Here is a 19409-nt window from a genome sequence, read left to right as displayed (position 1 = left end):
GCGACTGAAATCCGCGTAACATTATTGGAGAAAAAGTCGCCTAAATAATTGTTAACGTATGTTGCCTTTCTATATATTCTATCTTAGATCATCATTTCATTAAGTCAGATTTATGAAAACCAAACTTATCACCCGAGAAGGTTATAACAAGCTCAAAGCAGAACATGACCACTTATGGCACGAGAAACGTCCTGAAATTACTAAGATAGTCACTTGGGCTGCAAGCCTTGGAGATCGTTCAGAAAACGCAGATTACACCTTCAATAAGCGTTTACTTCGACAGATTGATCGCCGAGTGCGTTTCTTAAGAAAGTTCCTACCTGATGTCACAATCGTGGATTACTCACCTCAACAAGAGGGTAAGGTCTTTTTCGGTGCTTGGGTCGAAATTGAGAATGATGATGGGGAAATTAAGAAGTTTCGAATTGTCGGCCCAGAAGAGATCTACGGCGATGCTAAAGGCTATATATCTATCGACTCACCAATGGCTAGAGCTCTGCTGAAGAAGGAAGTGGATGATGAGTTTACGGTAACCACACCGGAAGGCGATAAAGAGTGGTTCATTAACTCGATTCGCTACGCAGACGACGCGTAAAGTTTATTGCTTATAGCTTAGCGTGATTAACCGGCCATCACAGATCGAGCAGACAAACCCAAACTCCAGATAAAAGAAAACCCCGCAAGGCTTTCGCCTAGCGGGGTTAAGTCTCTATCGCAGCAATCCGGCTACTGTTTATCTCTTCGAGATAAGGTGCTCCCTGCATCTTTCCTTGATAGTGGCTAAATCCTTTAACCAATTTCCTTTTTGTTCATCGCCATCCTAGCGGTGTCCATTCTAGCCTGTCATCCTGACTGGCGAATCTCATCCAGAGATTTTCACTTCCTTGCTGACCACTCATCCTAAGTAATCAAATCTTCATCCTGAAGATACCTAGTCCATTAGGCTTTTTCCTGTTCCTGCCAACTCCCTGTCGACAAGTTAAATATTACGGTAATTGAGCGAGTTTCCTAGATAGTCGCAAAAAACATTTCAGGTGGGAAATACGCCCATAAACACACAGTCAAATAAAATCAGCAACTTAGGTTAACTCCAAGACGATTTCATCGGTTTAAAGCGACTTAGTCTCACATCACTTGTAAGAGATCTCGCACAAAGCAGGTATCAGAAACGGAAATTCGACTTCTGACAGGATAATTACACAGCCAAAGCTAGAAAAAGCGTACGCTCACCCCCATGTATTTGTCATGATATTAAATAAGAGATTCATCGGATGAGCCAAGCTATCTGTCGACTGATCGCTGAAGAACTGAATGTCCGTTCTGAGCAAGTCACTGCCGCAGTAAACCTAATTGACGACGGTAACACCGTTCCCTTTATTGCCCGCTACCGTAAAGAAGTTACGGGTGGCTTAGACGATACCCAACTACGTAACCTTGATAGCCGCCTTTCATACCTTCGCGAGCTAGACGATCGTCGCCAAACGATTCTTAAGTCGATTCAAGACCAAGGAAAACTCACGCCAGAACTCGAGCGTGATATCACTCAAGCAGACAGCAAGACTCGCCTAGAAGATTTATACCTGCCATACAAACCAAAGCGCCGCACCAAAGGTCAGATCGCGATTGAAGCGGGCTTAGAGCCACTTGCCGATACGTTATGGAATGCACCACAGCACGATCCGGAAACGGAAGCAGCTAACTTCATCAGCAGCGATAAAGGCATTGCCGATACCAAAGCTGCACTCGATGGCGCTCGTGCGATCATCATGGAGCGCATTGCGGAAGATGCGAACTTGCTTGAAAAGATTCGCCAACACCTAAACCGCAACGCAGAGCTTGGTGCTCGTGTTGTGGCAGGCAAAGAGAACGAAGGTGAGAAGTTCAAAGACTACTTCGAGCATAACGAAGCTCTGAGCAAAGTACCGTCACACCGTGCACTTGCCATGTTGCGTGGCCGCAATGAAGGCTTCTTAACACTGGCAATGAACGCAGACCCAGAGCAAGAAGAAGGTGTACGTGGTTCTTACTGCGAGAACATCATCTCTGATCACTACGGTATTACCTTAAGCAGCGCACCTGCGGATGCATGGCGTAAGCAAGTGATTAGCTGGGCATGGCGCATCAAGGTTTCGATGCACATGGAAACAGAATTGATGGGCGCGATGAAAGAGCGTGCAGAAATCGAAGCGATTGAAGTATTCGCAACCAACCTAAAAGACCTGCTGATGGCGGCGCCTGCTGGCCCTCGTGCAACTTTAGGCTTGGACCCGGGTTTACGTACCGGTTCGAAAATAGCTGTTGTAGACTCAACCGGTAAGGTTCTGGCAACAGAAACGATTTACCCTCACCCACCTCAAAAGCAATACGACAAATCAGCACACGTGGTTGAGCAGATGGTTCGCCAATTCAATGTTGATTTGATTGCGATTGGTAACGGTACGGCTTCACGCGAAACCGACAGCTTTGTGGCTGATGTAATTAAGCGTGGCAACCTAAAAGCGCAAAAGATCATTGTTAGCGAAGCGGGCGCATCGGTGTATTCTGCGTCTGAACTAGCAGCAAAAGAGTTTCCGAACATGGATGTATCAATTCGTGGTGCGGTGTCTATTGCTCGTCGTCTACAAGATCCACTGGCAGAGCTGGTGAAGATTGACCCTAAATCGATCGGTGTGGGCCAATACCAACACGATGTGAGCCAAACTATGCTCGCTAAGCGCCTAGATGCGATTGTCGAAGACTGTGTAAACGCCGTTGGCGTTGATGTGAATACCGCGTCTGCCGCGCTACTTACTCGCGTAGCAGGCCTTTCTAACACCATCGCTCAGAACATCGTGGATTTCCGTGATGAGAATGGTCGCTTCGAAGCACGTACTACGCTGAAGAAAGTCGCTCGCTTAGGGCCAAAAGCCTTTGAACAGTGTGCTGGTTTCCTGCGTATCATGGACGGTAAGAACCCGTTAGATGCATCATCGGTTCACCCAGAAGCTTACCCAGTAGTAAAAACCATCGCTGAGAAAAACCAGAAAGACATCAAATCTCTGGTAGGTAACACCGACTTCTTACGTGGTTTGCACGCGGTTGATTACACCAATGAAAACTTTGGTGTACCAACGGTCACCGACATCATCAAGGAGCTGGATAAGCCGGGACGCGACCCTCGCCCAGAGTTCAAAACTGCAACCTTCGCCGATGGCGTTAACAGCGTTTCAGATCTAGAGCCGGGCATGATCTTAGAAGGTGTGGTATCGAACGTGGCGAATTTTGGTGCCTTCGTTGATATTGGTGTTCACCAAGATGGCTTAGTGCATATCTCAGCGCTGACCGATCGCTTTGTCTCTGACCCACGTGAAGTGGTTAAAGCCGGTGACATCGTGAAAGTGAAGGTGATGGAAGTGGATGTTCAACGTAAACGTATTGCACTAAGCATGCGTATGAAGGACGAGCCGGGACAAGACAACCGAGCGCAACGTTCAAGCGCGCCTCGCACGCAAAACCGCCCGAATCAAAATTCACAAGGTGGACAACGACGTCGTGAAGAGCCGCAACAAAATGCGGCGATGGGTGGTGCTTTTGCCGCTGCTTTTGCAAAAGCGAAAAAGTAATCCGTTAGCTCATCTAAAAAACGGATTAGCTTAAAAACAGAAAACCTGCATCCCTTAGGGTATGCAGGTTTTTATTATGTGTTCAAAAAAGACATCGAAGCTGAGCTGTATTCTACGTATTTTATACTCGAAATAATTGGGGTTGCAGCTAGGTAACCTTTTCCTTACAAAGGAATGAAGTTCAGCCCTATGAGCATAGGGGTTCTATGTAATTAGGGTGAACTTACGCAGTTAACAACGCTGCGGCTTCAAGTATGAAGAGTATAATTACAACACAATCAGCATTTCTGATGGAGCATGAGGCGCAACAGCATGACCATAATGATATTTTATGACCTTACGTCGTTTCTCCATCTGTCCTTCCTGAATCGCCGCATCTAAAACATGCTTTGGCAGGCGGAAACGCATGGTATAGCCTTTGCCTTGATCAGCACTGTATGTTCTCAGTGCCAATAAGCTGAACAGCCGATCAAAAGGATCTTGTGACTCTTCTTGGCTAATCGAATTGGCCTCTGACTCGTTCTCCATTTCATAACCCGGATGGTCTGAAGGATCCCAAGCCGACTGCTGCCTTCGCTTATCGTCCGACTTAACCTTTCGCTCTGCATTGGTTTTCGCCAACGCTACTGCGGGAGCAACAGGCTCTCGAACTCTATTATCACGCGCAACTTGCTCTGTTTGCACATTAACGGACGGGGCGATAAGTGGCACACTCACTGCAGTTGCAGGTGACACAATCATCGCGAACTCCTCAAGAATCGCCCATCACTATTGCCATAACACTGTTGTACCGAGAACGCACAACAGGCATAGCCCAACTTAGCGCAATCAGCTCTGGAGAGAGTTAGGTCTGAGTATCATGCAACACGTTGGTGTTATACCAATCGTAGTAAATAACTGCTCATCCTAGCTTGTTAAAATGCTCGATAACGGCGTTAGAGCTTTTGATTGTAGAATAACTACTTATCAAAAAGCTCTGCCTTGTTCTCAAGCCTTTTTCCTACGCTATTTTTGAACACTTACTTACTTTGATTGGTATTAGGTTATATATCGACCAAGCCGGATATATATTTAGCAATTATTTTTGTGCGAAGCTGACAAGCTCACTGCAAAAGGCATCCGCTTCGGTCATAAACGGTGCATGCGAAGACTGAGTGAAAATGTATTGCTCAGTATGAGGCAGAGCATTCCCCAAGTCTTTGGCAACCTTGATTGGCACAAGCCCATCTAATCGACCATACAAGCGCAGCATTGGCACTGAAATCTCAGGCAGTTGTTCACGCAGGTCAACATCCGACAGCATCTTTAATCCTGCCAATAATGAGTCAGGGTTCGGCAACGGGCGAGACAGCACTGCTTGTTTGAGCTGTTTTACATCTTGTCTTGCTGAAGGGCTGCCCATGGCTTGCAATGCCATAAAGCGTTCGATGGTGGTTTGGAAATCTTCAACCAGTTGTTCGGTGAATGCGGTTAATACGTTAGGTTGAATGCCTCGCCATAACACGGGCTCTTTTGCGGCCGCGAATTTAGGAGAACTGGCGACAGTCACCAGTTTACGCACGTGATCTGAGTGATGGAGAGCCATGTGCGTTGCGACCAAACCTCCAAGTGACCAACCTACCCAAATCGCTTGTTTAGGCGCTTCGGTCAACAGTTGCTGAGCTATATCTTCAAGATCTTGAGCGTGGCAGTGCGCGCTGTGTCCATACCCTGGTAAATCGACAACATGCACTCGAAAATCAGCTTGTAATGCATTAACGGTTTGTTGCCATACCGCACCGTTCATTCCCCAGCCGTGAACCAGTACTAAATCAGGCCCTTGCCCAGAAACATGCCAATATAACGCGTCACTCATTCTCAATATTCCCTACTTTTTCCATCAGCGATAATCCGCGCTTTTCAGTATGGTTAGCAAAAGGAACACCATAACCCAAAAGCATCGCGAGCTATGTTATCCGATTGGCTACAAAAACACACACCACGTCTGGTCACACCTCAATGCCACCTGTGCAAACTCGATAAACTGCCCAGTGATACACACCCTCGATGGTGCAATTCTTGTCTCAAACTCTTTGAGCCAGTGCCACGCTGTCAGCGATGTGGTTTAAAAACAGTAACCACTGTCGAACAATGTGGCGAGTGCTTATCAAAACCACCGCCGTGGCATCGCCTCTATTGCGTTGGGGACTACACCTTTCCAACAGCAGGTTATATTCAGAAAATGAAGTACGCTGATAAGTTTTGGTTTGCACGTGATTTATCTAAGCTATTGGCATCACGTATCGAACATCCTGCTCCGCTGATCACCAGCGTTCCTCTGCATTGGCGTCGATACACTCATCGCGGCTTTAATCAAAGTCAGCTACTAGCCAATTACACGGCTCCAGAGCTTGGCGTTAAAAGTGATGTGCTATTTCGTCGAATTCGCTCAACTGCTTCGCAGCAGGGGCTGACTAAATCCGCACGATCACACAATCTAAAGAGTGCTTTTGCGCTGCGAAAACAAGACTTTCAAGGAACTATCCCCTCTCACGTCGCGATAATTGATGATGTTGTAACCACCGGCAGTACTGTGTATCAATTATGCCAATTACTACTTGAAGTGGGCGTTAAAAGGATTGATATTTACTGCATCTGCCGCACTCCTGAGCCCTCTGGATAAAAGCTGTGAATCACTACTTGTACAGCAATCCAACAAAAAAGGGCTGAATTACAAATCTGACAGGAGTAGAATGGCGCTAATAACCTACAAATCTACTCAGGTATTCGTCGTGTCAAATATTACTATTACAGAAACAGCTCAAACTCACTTTGCCAATCTGCTGTCACAGCAGCCTGAAGGTACAAACATTCGTGTGTTCGTGGTAAATCCAGGCACACAAAACGCTGAGTGTGGTGTTTCTTACTGCCCAACAGATGCTATCGAAGCGTCTGATACAAAGCTTTCTTTCGAAGCATTCTCTGCATACGTAGATGAGCTAAGCCTACCATTCCTAGACGAAGCTGAGATTGACTTCGTGACTGACAAAATGGGCTCTCAACTAACGCTTAAAGCGCCAAACGCTAAAATGCGTAAAGTATCTGATGATGCACCACTTGTAGAACGCGTTGAATACGCAATCCAAACACAGGTTAACCCACAGCTTGCTGGTCACGGTGGTCACGTTAGCTTGGTAGAAATCACTGAAGACGGCGCTGCTATCGTTGCATTCGGTGGCGGCTGTAACGGTTGTTCTATGGTTGATGTAACGCTAAAAGAAGGCATCGAGAAAGAACTTCTTCAACAATTCGAAGGTGAACTGACTGCTGTTCGTGACGCAACTGAGCACGATCGTGGTGAGCACTCTTACTACTAATTACTCAGTTAGTAGAGTCACTGATTAAAAGGTTGATGCGCAAGCATCAACCTTTTTTGTTTTAGGGCTAAACAGATACGCTCGAACACGATCTCACTATGCTCTTGTATTCCTGAACGAAATAACCCGAATTCTCGGTTGGTTACCATCTCGAGTAAGGTATTCAAGTGATCGCAATCGGTTCCTGCTCTAATAATTCTAGGATATGAAAACTCGGATCTAGGAACTCAACGTCATTTCCCCTATATTAGAATGACTTTATAAGAAAGAATTCCAATGAGCTAAGGAGCGAGCGCAATGACAAAAAGGACCAAGCCAGAGATTTTGGCTCAGCAAACTGTCGCTCAATCAAAACTATTCTCTATCGAGTCTCTCGATTTACGCTTTTCAAACGGCGAACAGCGCACTTACGAACGCATGAAGCCTAGCGGCCGCAACGCAGTAATGATGGTTCCGATTACTGAACAAGGCGATATTCTTTTGGTGCGTGAATACGCAGCGGGCACAGAACGCTATGAACTGGGCTTTCCGAAAGGGCTTATCGATCCAGGTGAGCAGCCAAACGAAGCCGCCGTTCGCGAACTTAAAGAAGAGATTGGCTTCGGTGCCAACAAGCTGACTCCGCTGAAGGAAGTGATCCTTGCGCCCTCTTACTTCTCTAGCAAAATGACGCTGTTTATTGCAGAAGACCTCTACCCAGAAAAGCTAGAAGGTGACGAACCAGAGCCACTCGACATTGTGCGCTGGCCACTTGCTCAAGCCGAAGAACTGTTAACACATCTCGATTTCTGTGAGGCTCGGAGTATTACAGCCCTGCTTTTAAGCCTTCGTGTATTAAACAATAACTAGAACATTCAGGCTCGCTCTAAGAGTAAGAGAACATTTATGCCAATAACAAAAGATTTGTCTCACCTCCTACCCTCTGTCATTGAGATTGCTCGCTCTGCTGGTCAACTCATCTTAGAGATATACGAGAAAAAGGATTACGAAGAGTTCATTAAGAGTGATGACACTCCAGTAACCAGTGCCGATCTTGCAGCACATAAGCTGATATTAAAAAAACTCAGTGAATTGACGCCTGATATTCCCGTATTATCCGAAGAAGACGCCGACATCAGCCTAGAGCAACGCTCTCAATGGGATCGCTACTGGTTGGTTGACCCACTAGATGGTACCCAGGAGTTCATCGCACGAAGTGGTGATTTCGCGACAATTATCGCCCTAATCGAGCATAACAAGCCAGTGATGGGCGTGATATACGCACCCGTTTCTGGTGTGAGCTATTACGCTTACAGTGGCAAAGGTGCTTGGAAGATCCCAGACCTTAATGACAGCGTGAAAATCAAAACGCATCGTCACGAGCTGCCAAACCAGTCAATCGCCATGGCGATCAGCCGTCGCCAAGACATCAATCGCATCACTAGCCGTATGAGCTCAGCATGGAATTATGATTTGGTTCCTCTAGGCTCAGCAGCGCTTAAGGCATGTTTAGTAGCAGAAGGTGCTGTGGATTGTTATCTGCGCCTTGGACCAACCGGAGAGTGGGATACAGCCGCAACACAGTGCATTGTTGAAGAAGCTGGCGGACGTATCTTAAGTACTCAACTAGAGCCGCTTTCGTACAATGAAAGAGAAACGCTAGAAAACCCGAACTTCATTGTACTCGGTGATGCAGACTTACCGTGGGCAGAGATCTTACAAGGTAAAGACTAGGCGAATTTGCTTCGCTGTAGCTCTAATGATTCAAACAAAACGGGCACCTCAATGAGGTGCCCGTTTTTTATATCTCGTAATTTAGTAGCTCTTAGCTGTTTAGCTAAAAACGCCCTTGATAAGTAAACTGGTACTTACCTTGGCTATCAGGGTTGCCCAACCACTTAAGCTGACTCTGCATCGCTGGCGGGAATTCCGCACCCGGCTTAAACCATGCTGCCGAAGTGTAGCGTTGGTTAGGTGTTACGCTCGCTGAGAACTCACTGTCTACCTGATCGCTCTTCTGAGTGCCTTTCGCTGCAATGGTGCTGTCTTCACAGGTTATGTCTGCAATCACAGGGCCAAGGTCTAGCGAACCAACAGGAGAGTCGACTGCAGCACCAGACCAAGCCAGTGTACCTTCGCCAGATTGACACCAAGGCTGAGCGTGAACCGCATGCTTAATCGTCAGCTCAACTTGTCCACCAATAGAAACTGGGACCGGAATGGCTGAAGCGTATTTCATCACGTTCATAGCAGGCATTGAAGCCACTAAGTTTTCTGCATACGCGCCGCTCATGCTGTACCCGACACGCCCTTTACCTGATAAGTTCATGTCACTGTTACGACCAAAACGAACCGCTAGTTCTGCTTTGGCTTGAAATAACTTAGAAAACTGGAAGTCCCACTGTACTGAACCGTAATTAATGCGCTGCCACACGATATTGTTGGCGCTGCCTTGCCAAACGGTGCCCTCAACGCCTTCGATACTCAAACCGCGTACAGCAGGTGCCTGCTTGAGAGCAAAAGAAGCCGGCAAGTGCAGCAACAAGCTAACCGAGAAAAAGACGATAAAGATGCCACTGAAGAGCAGGCCATACTTAAAAGATAAACCGCGTTTCACATTAACCTCGTTTAAACTGTAGTCGGTTGACGTCAATAACCCCAGGGTTATCAGAGCGATCAATATCCATAAACTCGACCTCAACACCCTGTTTTTCTTTCAGGTATGTAAGCCAGTCAACGAACTTATTAAAAGGCACAGGTTTTACCCACACTTGCAACATCTCGCCACGTGGTTGTACACGTATCAGCTCGATATTAAAGCGACGCATAGAAGCAGGCACAGATTGATTCAAAGGTTGACTCGCACTGATGCTGCCACTGCCTCTTAGCTCAACCACTTCATTGGCTTTATTGGTTACCCAAGCCAGTAGTTGCTTCTCGCTTTGAATACGGCTCTGCGCGAGTTCAGCTCGCTGACTGAGTGGCTGGATTAACCCCCAATAAACGACACCGACCACCAATAGAATTGAGCAACCAATAACTAATCGTTGCTCTCTTTGACTTATTGAAGTCCACCACGCTTGGAGTGGCTCAATCATATTTCTCATCACTGATCTCCTTACGCAGGTTATTGATGGGGTTTAAGAGTAAAGCTGCCAAATACGGCATCGCCATTACGGTTTAATGGACCTTGTTCGACGGTAAACTTCTCTTCTAGCTTCACTCTCGCGGTCTCAAAATGTTGGAAGTCAGAACTTTTCGCCTGAAGTCGAATCTCAGAACGATTACCATCGTAGCGAATGCTTTCGACTTCAATTGACTTCACCTGACCTAAGGTTTCCGGCAGCAATGCTAACCACCCCAACAAAGAGTCACCATCGCCCGAGCCGCCATATTTTTTGGCTTCATCGTTCATCTGGCGCTTAAGGTAGCTGACCGTCGGAATACGCTGTTTACCAGGCAGCACCGCTCTAAAGATACGCTCACTCTCCATGCGGTAGGCTTGTGCTTGCGCTTCATATTGCTGAACCTTCAACACTTGCTGAGTCACGATCACAGCCACCAGCAAACAAGCAGCAATCGCTACTTTCTGCCATACGCGCCAATATTTACTGAATGAAGATTTGGTTTTAAAGGTGCCAGTCAGTAAATTCACGCCGCTTGTGATCGCTTGTTGGCTCAGCAAAGACATCACCAATTCCGCAGGCTTTGCTTGCCAATTCGCGCCGCTTTGTTGTTGAACGTCTTCGTTCGGCATCGCGGTATAGCTGAAGATAGTCGTCGCTTGCTCTTCGTCATCAGCAACAACCCAATCACTTTGCAAAAACATCGGTAACCATGCTTCGCTGATCGATACCGCTTGATAATTGCCTTGGCGTAATAGCCAATGCTGGTCGATCTGTAATGCACTGATACCTTGCTCTTCAAAAGGCACGGCCAGTGTATCTGGCAACACCTTACGGAAGATAATATTGGCTTCGCGAAACAGGTCTAACGCTTGCTTTAACCATTCACGATCGACACCACACACTGTCGCGTGCGTTGCGTCTTTATCTAAAATAGTCAGGTGTAAGTCTTCGATATCTTGTGCGACTTCGTCTTCTAATAAAAACGGCAGCATAGAATCGAACTGGCGAGCAGCACCTTTCGGGATCTCAACACGCTTAATTAAGCATTCATTTCCCGGCAATAAAGCGATGCAGCTGCGCTTTTCAGCGTAAGGCGTTAACTCATCAAGCTGCTCCCAGCTAGACAGTTCGCCACTTGCTATCACTTCTTGTTGGCTTGTCGACCAAACTAACCACTGCACAGGGCTTTGTGGTTCGCTACTCAGTCGAACGGTCAGAAACTCGCTCACTGATTCCTCCAAAACGACGGCGTACTACCGTCACTGTTTCTCGATTACTACTATAGAAAAGCGTCCGTATACGTACACGTGACTGCTCAACTAATACCTCTGCATCTAGCTCAAAATAGGCGCTATCTACAGTTAAATATGCTTTCGCTTTTTTGCTGACTTCGGCACTCACACCCACAATGGCAGGTTCAGCCATAAACGCATCCACCGTATCCCAGCCATCAAATGGGCGTTTGTCTATCAGCTGTTTGGCATCCGACTCACTTAAGCCGGGGGCAAACATCGCTTCCAATAACGGCGCCTGCTTTTCCGTAAGAGTATTCACATTCAAACGGAAATCGTCGCTCGGCAGAGCACAAACAAAGGGGCGAACCTTATTCATCACCTCACCAGTGACTTGATAAACCGCGCGTAGCTCGGACTCATCGGCCATTAAGCCATTCGCTGCCAAATAAGATGGCTTCATCGCCTCATAAGTACTGTCTTCTACACCTGCTGAAGAGGTGGTTCGGGTATCACTATCAACAAATTCCCAGCTTGAATGTGCGATAACCTCGGCCTGATAAGGCTCAACATCTTGGTTTTCCAACAAGGTTTGCCAAACCGTAATTAAATAAGGCGTTTGGTTACTTGAAGTCGTCGTCACACCAGCCAACGCATTGAGATTAAAACATGCCTGAGCATCAACAATACGGCCTTTAACTTGACCATAATCCAATGGGTATACCTGTTCTTCTAACGCCCATGGTTGACTCAAGTTGACGGTATCACTGTCTTTGTAGCTTTGCCTAATGCCGTCTTGCACCAGCGCTTCTACACCAATGCTGTACCAGTAAGCCTGTTGGTAATTCAATTGATTGCCAACGCGCTTAAATTGAGTAAACAGGCGTTCCGACATACTGCCTGCAATGGTTGCCATTATCGCCAGTAGCATCAGGATAATGATCAGCGCGACACCACTCTGCTTGCGCCCCATGGCAGACCTTGTCAGTGCAAGCTTATTAGTTCGATGAGTCATTATTCCCCTCATTACTACTTGAAGAGTCACTGTTTGAAGAATCATCGGCCTGATCTAGCGTGCCACCAGGGGTGAGATAAATACGCTCTATCTCACCATAATCTTTCAAGGTTAGCTTTAACCTTACCGCTTTCGGTAGTGATTTGTCGGTTTGCCACTCTTTCCCCCAGCGGCTTCCGTCATAAAACTCGAATTCCAAGCTTTCAACATCATCAAGCAAAGGCGTAATCACACCTTCTTGACCTGCAGGGGTATCGGGGTAACGCCACCACACACGCTCAAGCGTTTCTTCTTTAATGCGGTAACCCACTTTGGTGACTTCTCCGCGAGGAAACTGCTGCTGTGGGTTATGCCAGCCAAGGCGAGTAAACATGATGCCAACGCTGTCGGAATCCAGTAAATACTCTTTAATTAAGATCAGCTTAGATGATGCTTCTTCACCGTTGGTGCGAAATTGTCGTACCGCCATCTGGCGAAAATCATTATCTAAAATGACTAAGCTACGTTGCAGTTGATTTAAACGAGCACTGCGCTCGATTGAAAGCTCGTTGCTGCGCTGAACCTGATTGACTACCTGATAAGCCGCCATGCTTAACGTGGCAAAGATAGCGATCGAGACCAAAACCTCAATTAAGGTAAAGCCTCTCCCTTTCGAAGATAGTCCTTGTTTACGAGGCACACGCTTATTGGCGGACATGCTCTTACTTGGCGACTTGCTCTGAGCTAACGACACGCTTTTACTTGACCACATAGCTGCGCACCGTGACCACTGGAGAAGCTTGTTTACTGGTTGCCACACTCACATCAAACGCCTTTAATAAATCATCGCTAGTATCGATTGGCGTGACCTCCCAAAACCACTCTCTCTCGGCCAGCTCTTGTGTGCCCTGCGCTTTTTTTAGCTTCTCAGGATGCAGCATCACCAAAGCCATTTGATTATCAACGACCATCGCCGCGAAGGTTTTTTCTTCTAGGTAACTGAGGGTATTGATGTGCTGAGTGACAGCACGAATCACACTGATCGCCGCGGTCGCAAAGATAGCGAGCGCAACCAATACCTCAAGCAGCGTCATTCCTCGAGAACCAAGAGTCATACCACGAGAACGATAAGGAGAACGGTTATTCCTCTTCATCTTCTTCTCCCGGTTCTAGCAATCGAATCACACCATTGTCCAACACTCGAATACGCCAACCATCTTGTATGGTGTCTCCGGTATTTGGATAAAACGACAATACAAATGGCGTCATTTCAGCACTCGACAAGATGTAGATCTGTGGTGGTTTCGGCTTCTTTTCCTCTTCAAGATCAGCAAACATATCTTCATCAAACAAGCTTCCTGGATTGAACAACCGATCATCATCTTCCCATGCGCCACCACCTAGAGTCAGTGACAATGCGAGTTCTTCCGGTAATTCAGTTAAAGAGGGGATTTTTTCAAAATCGACTTCTTGCCAGCCTTCAGACTTAAGCGCCATCAGTACATAGGTCGATTTCTTTTCATCAACCCGAACGCCAAAATCCAAGCCGCTCAAAATCGCCTCTTCATTGAGTAATTGAACTCGCTGATAAAAGCTTTGAGCGTATTTTTTAGCAACATCTTTGCTATTAGTAGGAATGGTCGCGATCACCGCGACCGCCGTTACTGACAGTAATACCAACACCAAAAGAATCTCAATTAAGGTGAAACCTGGCTGTGTTTGCTTAGTTTTCACCTTTAGACTCCATCTGTTTACGTCCTACCATCAATAACCTATCAAGCAACAATAGCAAATCAAACAATAAGCTGAAGCTTATTGGAAATCCTGCATGTTCCAGTTGCCAATATCCGCCGCAATACCTTCACCACCTTCTTGGCCATCAGCACCAAGAGTGAAAATATCGATAGTGCCGTTATCACCAGGGCTTAGGTATTGGTACTCGTTACCCCATGGGTCGTTTGGCAGACGCTTGATGTAGCCACCGTCGCGGTAGTTACGAGGCTCCGGGCTGCTTGGCTTAGAAACCAATGCATCAAGACCTTGATCCGTTGTTGGGTAAACGCTGTTATCCAGTTTGTACATATCTAGCGCGTTCTCTAGCGCCACGATATCAGTGATGGCTTTTTGTTGGTCAGCCTTCTCTTTGTTACCCAATAGGTTAGGTACAACAAAGCTCGCCAATACGCCAAGGATAACCACAACAACCATCACCTCGAGTAGAGTAAAGCCTGATTGTTTCTTCATTCTGTTTTTCATTATTTTCTCCAAATTACAGACAGCGAGTTGAAGGTAATAATGTCCTTCTTCTCGATAATCCAAAAACTAACGTCTTATGAGCAGTTGGTTAACCGCTCATCAAATTATTCATTTCAAGCATCGGCATTAGAGTCGCCATCACAATGAACAGCACTAAGCCTGCCATCAAAGCGATAAGTGCTGGCGTAAAGATACCTAACGCGATATTCACGGTCGATTCAAAGCTTTGGTCTTGGTTGTCCGCCGCTCTTGTCAGCATTTGCTCTAACTGACCACTTTGCTCACCACTGGCGATCATATGCAGCATCATCGGAGGGAAGAGTTTGGTTTGATCGAGCGCTTTACGCAGGCTTGCCCCCTCTCTAACACTGTCTGACGCCTGCAGTACTTGCTGCTTCACATGGTGATTCGACATCACATCTACAGCAACCTTCATCCCTTCAAGGATAGGAATCGCACTCGAGGTACAGATAGAGAGTGTTCGTGCAAAACGAGAGGTATTAATCCCTTTCGCGATCTTGCCGATCAGTGGAATGCTTAATAGCTTGCGATCCCAACTCATACGAACACCCGGCTTTTTCAGCGCGGTCTTAATCAACACAATTACACCAATGATCAACAACAGTAATTGGATGCCCCAATTCTGGATAAATTCACTCGATGCCAATAAAAATTGTGTCGATTGAGGAAGCTCTTGGCCCATTTGGATAATCGGTTCAACGATCTTAGGTACCACAGTTGCCAACAGGAACGAAACAATCGTCACCGCAAACACCACCAGCACCACAGGGTAGATCATCGCTTGCAGCAACTTAGAACGCATCTTCTGACGGTTTTCTGCGTAATCGGCCAGTCGCTCCAATACCGCATCTAAGTGACCCGATTTCTCACCAGCTGCGACCATGGCTCTAAAAAGTTCATCAAAAATGTGAGGGTAATCAGCCAAGCTATCGGCTAGCGAATAACCTTCCGTTACCTTCGAACGAACCGCCAGTAACATGGTTCGAATACGTGGCTTTTCAGACTGTTCGGCAACGGCTTTCAAGCACTCTTCTAGCGGCATACCAGATTGAACGAGCGTCGATATTTGACGAGTAATCAAAGCAAGGTCAGGCGTGCTGATACCACGCTTAAAGCTAGTCGAAGGCTGTGCACCTTTCGCTGTTTTGGCCTTGGTTTCGGTCATCTCAACCGGCATCAAGCCTTGTTCTTTTAAGCGTTGGCGAGCCTGACGAGCGTTATCTGCTTCAATCGAGCCCTTTTTGCTTTTACCCTTGGCATCCAGTGCTTTGTATTCAAATGCCGCCATACTAGACTTCCTTGGTCACGCGCATCACTTCTTCTAGGGACGTTACCCCTTTCAGAACTTTGCTCAAGCCATCATCTCGAATACTTGGTGTTGTGCCACGAATTGCTTTCTCAATCGCCTGTTCGCCAGCTTCACTGTGAATCAGCTCTTGTACCGAATCGTCAATCATCAAGAGTTCATGAATACCGGTACGGCCTCGATAGCCTTTGTGGCTGCAGTTTTCACACCCTTTGGCATGGTAAAGCGTCAGGCTGTCTTTCTTCTTCAACCCAAACAGCTTCTTCTGTTCTTTATCCGCTTCGTAAGGTTCTTTACAGTCGTTACACAGGGTGCGAACTAAGCGCTGAGCCAAAACACCCAGCAGCGAAGAGGAGATCAAGAAGGGTTCGATGCCCATATCACGCAGACGTGTAATCGCACCGATTGCCGTATTGGTGTGAAGAGTCGACATCACTAAGTGACCGGTTAAAGAGGCTTGAACAGCGATCTCTGCGGTCTCCAAGTCACGTATCTCACCAATCATTACCACATCGGGATCTTGACGAAGAATGGCACGTAAACCACGCGCAAAGGTCATATCAACCTTAGGGTTTACCTGCGTTTGGCCAATGCCATCGATATCGAATTCGATTGGGTCTTCAACGGTTAAGATATTGCGCTCGTTGCTGTTGAGCTCTTGCAGGCCGGCGTACAAAGTCGTTGATTTACCAGAACCCGTAGGACCAGTAACCAAGATAATGCCGTGTGGGCGCTGAATAAGCTTACGGAAGTTTTCGTGGTTCTCTGCCGTCATGCCTAAACTGTGCAGGTCTAGACGAGTAGCATTCTTATCTAACAGACGCATTACCACACGCTCACCGTGTGATGAAGGCATGGTTGATACACGAACGTCGACCGCTCGACCACCAATACGCAGAGAAATACGACCATCTTGTGGCACGCGTTTTTCCGCAATGTCCAATTTAGCCATAACCTTTACACGCGAAACCAACAGCGGAGCCAGTTTACGGCTCGGCGCCAACACATCACGCAACACACCATCAATACGGAAACGGATAGACAGTGACTTCTCGAAGGTTTCGATATGAATATCCGAAGCACCTTCTTTGATCGCCTCGCCCAGCATCGCATTGATTAACTTGATGATTGGTGCATCGTCTTCCGATTCGAGCAAGTCTTCATCTTGTGGTAGCTCTTCAGCTAGAGAGAAGAAGTCGTCGTTGTCAGCACCAATGTCTTCCATTAGCTGACGAGCTTCCGACGAGTCACGCTGATAAGCATCGGTCAGTTTTTTATCAAATTCGTCTGCGCTGATCGCTTGGGGCGTGAAGCCATTTTTCACCACGCGACTTACTTCAATGATCGCTGCCGATTTCAGAGGTTCCACATAATAAAGCACCGGCGCACGCTCTGGGTGCTGATATTCCAACACCATCTTGTAGCGATTCGCAAAGCTAAACGGCAAGCGCTGATAAGTACGTGCCGCCCCTACCAATTCAGCCATTATTCTGTTTCCATTTGATCGATGAAGGCTTGGATTTCAGCCGGGTGATTCATATCGGCACCAAATTTAGGCAATACCGGGATATTATCGTCATCCAACAGTTTCAAACCTTGCTCTGCCTTGTACAACTGCTCTGCACGAATGAAGTTGTACTTGCGCTGAGTGATACCATCCGCCGTCATACCATCGCGGATGATGGTTGGCTTAATGAATACCATTAGGTTCTTTTTCTCAACCTGAGTACTGGTTGATTTGAACAGGTGACCAAGCACTGGGATATCACCCAAGAATGGCACCTTAGATTCACTCTCTAATGCACGCTCGTCAATCAAGCCACCAAGCACCAGCATTTGGCCATCTTGAACAATCACCGACGTATTCAATTGACGCTTGGCAAAACGCACATCAACCGCACCGTTTGCGCCTAATACGTTCGATACTTCTTGTTCAATATTCAGCTGAACCGAATCGCCTTCGTTGATTTGTGGTACCACTTTAAGCTTGATACCCACTTCTTTACGTTCAACCGTCTGGAATGGGTTATCGTTACTTGAACCTGCCGTTGAACCAGTTAGAACCGGAACCTCTTCACCCACAATGAACGACGCTTCGCCGTTATCCATTACGGTGATGCTTGGAGAAGATAGGATATTTGAGTTGGAATCGGTTGCTACCGCACTGATCAATGCTGTCCAGTCGCCCATCACCACACTCATTGCGGCGCCATTAACGCCTGAAAGAGCGGTGGCTAAGGTTGAGTAGTCACCGTCTTCAGTAGTCGTTTCGTTTCGTAGGAAGTTATTATTCTCATCATAAACCGCAGTTGTCGTTTCAGTATCTTTAGCTTCTTCTAAACCCACCATCACACCACCAATCGATGCACCAGTATTGCTGTACTGAATCATGGAACCCGTTTCTAGGTTACCCCATTGCACACCAAGGTTTACGCCGTCGCCTTCTGCCATTTCAACAATCAGAGCTTCAATCAACACTTGAGCACGACGGATATCGAGTTGAGCGATCACATCTTGCAGCGCATTCATGATGTCTGGCTGTGCAGTAATTACCAAAGAGTTGGTATCACTGTGAGCTGAGATCATCACTTGGTTACGTTGCGATGAGCTGCCTTTAGTTGAAGATTGTTTCTCCGACTGTAGGTTGTCCGACACGCCTTTCAGTACATCGACTAAGTCTTCTGCTTTTGCATACTTAAGATAAATAACCTGGTTGTTGCCCTTGGTTGCCATTTCGACATCAAGCTGCTCGATAAGCTTTCTTAATCGGCTACGAACCTTAGGGTCACCTGAAATCAGAATCGCATTGGTACGCTCATCGGCAACCAGTTTAGGCTGAAGGAATGCAGGCGTATTCTTTGCATCTGTTGTTTTGCTTAGAGCGTCAACAATACGCACCATTTCTGCCGCTGATGCATTCTTTAGCTCAACGACTTCAATCTCTTTATCACCCGCTTGGTCAACACGCTTGATGATTTCAGCTAAACGGTTTACTACCGCCGCTCGGCCTGTAATAAGGATGATGTTGGCTGGGTCGTAGTGCACAACGTTACCCGCGCCAGCATTGTCGTTCAATTGACGAAGTAGAGGGGAAAGTTCACGAACCGAGACATTACGTACAGTCACTACGCGTGTCACTACGCTATCACCAGTGATCGAATCACGGTCACCAACAACGGGGATCGCCGAGGTTTTAGAGTCTTTGGCTTTGATGATCTTAAGAACACCCGAGTCCATTTCAACGACCGCGTAGCCATACACCTCTAATACGTTTAAGAAGAAGCTGTAATATTGCTCTTCATTCAATACGTCGTAGCTGCGTACATCGATTTTTCCGCGCACCGATGGATCAACGATGATGGTCTTCTCTAGGTTACGACCAACAATATTAATAAACTCTTGAATATCAGTGCCTTTAAAGCTGGCACTAAAATCACTCGCGATGGCTGCGGGTGTGCAGATTAAGCTTCCTGCCAATAACCATGCACTTTTCTTAAACCAATGCTTCACGTACTTCTCCTACACTTTCGTCCTT

At 46.8% G+C, this 19409-nt stretch carries 19 protein-coding genes; 6 read left to right on the top strand and 13 right to left on the bottom strand.

Annotated elements, in window-relative coordinates; genetic code table 11:
• Positions 1-112: 112 nt before the first annotated feature.
• Entirely contained in the window at positions 113-595 is a 483-nt protein-coding gene (greB, locus tag AB4484_RS22505; RefSeq protein ID WP_114634187.1) for a transcription elongation factor GreB, read from the top strand.
• Between the two features lie 676 nt (positions 596-1271).
• Positions 1272-3602, top strand: coding sequence for a Tex family protein (locus tag AB4484_RS22500; RefSeq protein ID WP_372080493.1), 2331 nt, complete (start codon positions 1272-1274; stop codon positions 3600-3602).
• A gap of 267 nt (positions 3603-3869) precedes the next feature.
• Here AB4484_RS22500 and AB4484_RS22495 read toward each other — a convergent pair whose 3' ends face one another.
• Together AB4484_RS22495 and bioH are read right to left on the bottom strand one after the other, a co-directional pair.
• Positions 3870-4343 carry an ATP-dependent Lon protease gene (locus AB4484_RS22495; RefSeq protein ID WP_372080492.1) on the bottom strand — a complete coding sequence of 158 codons (474 nt, stop codon included), beginning with the start codon at positions 4341-4343 and terminating at the stop codon, positions 3870-3872.
• A 337-nt stretch (positions 4344-4680) separates the two neighbouring features.
• On the bottom strand, positions 4681-5457 hold the full coding sequence (gene bioH / locus AB4484_RS22490; protein ID WP_372080490.1) for a pimeloyl-ACP methyl ester esterase BioH: 777 nt from the start codon (positions 5455-5457) through the stop codon (positions 4681-4683).
• Between the two features lie 93 nt (positions 5458-5550).
• Here bioH and AB4484_RS22485 point away from each other — a divergent pair, with 93 nt between their 5' ends.
• The 4 genes from AB4484_RS22485 (at position 5551) to cysQ (ending at position 8671) form a co-directional block, all read left to right on the top strand.
• Positions 5551-6264 (top strand): ComF family protein, encoded by a 714-nt coding sequence (locus tag AB4484_RS22485; RefSeq protein ID WP_372080488.1) that lies wholly within the window; start codon positions 5551-5553, stop codon positions 6262-6264.
• A 109-nt stretch (positions 6265-6373) separates the two neighbouring features.
• Positions 6374-6958 carry a Fe-S biogenesis protein NfuA gene (nfuA, locus tag AB4484_RS22480; RefSeq protein ID WP_029405734.1) on the top strand — a complete coding sequence of 195 codons (585 nt, stop codon included), beginning with the start codon at positions 6374-6376 and terminating at the stop codon, positions 6956-6958.
• A gap of 297 nt (positions 6959-7255) precedes the next feature.
• Complete coding sequence (nudE, locus tag AB4484_RS22475; RefSeq protein WP_019826462.1) at positions 7256-7807, top strand: ADP compounds hydrolase NudE; 552 nt, start codon at positions 7256-7258, stop codon at positions 7805-7807.
• 36 nt (positions 7808-7843) lie between these two features.
• Complete coding sequence (gene cysQ, locus AB4484_RS22470; RefSeq protein ID WP_372080486.1) at positions 7844-8671, top strand: 3'(2'),5'-bisphosphate nucleotidase CysQ; 828 nt, start codon at positions 7844-7846, stop codon at positions 8669-8671.
• Between the two features lie 103 nt (positions 8672-8774).
• Here the strand turns inward: cysQ and AB4484_RS22465 are convergent, their stop codons facing one another.
• From AB4484_RS22465 to gspD, 11 genes are all read right to left on the bottom strand, one after another.
• Positions 8775-9554 carry a type II secretion system protein N gene (locus tag AB4484_RS22465; RefSeq protein WP_061039833.1) on the bottom strand — a complete coding sequence of 260 codons (780 nt, stop codon included), beginning with the start codon at positions 9552-9554 and terminating at the stop codon, positions 8775-8777.
• 1 nt (position 9555) lies between these two features.
• A complete protein-coding gene (locus AB4484_RS22460) occupies positions 9556-10044 on the bottom strand; it encodes a type II secretion system protein M (RefSeq protein ID WP_061039834.1) in 489 nt (162 codons plus the stop codon).
• Positions 10045-10064: 20 nt separating this feature from the next.
• Positions 10065-11294, bottom strand: a complete 1230-nt coding sequence (gene gspL, locus AB4484_RS22455) for a type II secretion system protein GspL (protein ID WP_372080484.1) — start codon at positions 11292-11294, stop codon at positions 10065-10067.
• Complete coding sequence (gspK, locus tag AB4484_RS22450; RefSeq protein WP_122082636.1) at positions 11263-12312, bottom strand: type II secretion system minor pseudopilin GspK; 1050 nt, start codon at positions 12310-12312, stop codon at positions 11263-11265. The genes gspL and gspK overlap by 32 nt, the downstream gene beginning before the upstream one ends.
• The gene (gene gspJ / locus AB4484_RS22445) at positions 12296-13063 is read right to left on the bottom strand and encodes a type II secretion system minor pseudopilin GspJ (RefSeq protein WP_048612450.1); all 768 of its coding nucleotides are present in this window, start codon (positions 13061-13063) and stop codon (positions 12296-12298) included. The genes gspK and gspJ overlap by 17 nt, the downstream gene beginning before the upstream one ends.
• Positions 13050-13445: a type II secretion system minor pseudopilin GspI gene (gspI, locus tag AB4484_RS22440; RefSeq protein WP_372080481.1), complete on the bottom strand. Its 396-nt coding sequence runs from the start codon at positions 13443-13445 to the stop codon at positions 13050-13052. The genes gspJ and gspI overlap by 14 nt, the downstream gene beginning before the upstream one ends.
• A complete protein-coding gene (gene gspH / locus AB4484_RS22435) occupies positions 13432-14025 on the bottom strand; it encodes a type II secretion system minor pseudopilin GspH (protein WP_017062484.1) in 594 nt (197 codons plus the stop codon). Before gspH ends, gspI begins: the two co-directional genes overlap by 14 nt.
• A 78-nt stretch (positions 14026-14103) precedes the next feature.
• A complete protein-coding gene (gspG, locus tag AB4484_RS22430; protein WP_017062485.1) occupies positions 14104-14547 on the bottom strand; it encodes a type II secretion system major pseudopilin GspG in 444 nt (147 codons plus the stop codon).
• A gap of 88 nt (positions 14548-14635) precedes the next feature.
• The gene (gene gspF / locus AB4484_RS22425; RefSeq protein ID WP_372080479.1) at positions 14636-15856 is read right to left on the bottom strand and encodes a type II secretion system inner membrane protein GspF; all 1221 of its coding nucleotides are present in this window, start codon (positions 15854-15856) and stop codon (positions 14636-14638) included.
• 1 nt (position 15857) lies between these two features.
• On the bottom strand, positions 15858-17360 hold the full coding sequence (gene gspE / locus AB4484_RS22420) for a type II secretion system ATPase GspE (RefSeq protein WP_061039840.1): 1503 nt from the start codon (positions 17358-17360) through the stop codon (positions 15858-15860).
• Complete coding sequence (gene gspD, locus AB4484_RS22415; RefSeq protein ID WP_048618586.1) at positions 17360-19384, bottom strand: type II secretion system secretin GspD; 2025 nt, start codon at positions 19382-19384, stop codon at positions 17360-17362. Before gspD ends, gspE begins: the two co-directional genes overlap by 1 nt.
• Positions 19385-19409: the final 25 nt, after the last annotated feature.

The organism is Vibrio sp. 10N.261.46.A3, assembly GCF_041472995.1.
GTDB classification, from domain to species: domain Bacteria; phylum Pseudomonadota; class Gammaproteobacteria; order Enterobacterales; family Vibrionaceae; genus Vibrio; species Vibrio coralliirubri.
Note: the sequence above shows the minus strand (reverse complement) of the source record. Positions and strands in the feature narration are given on the sequence as shown.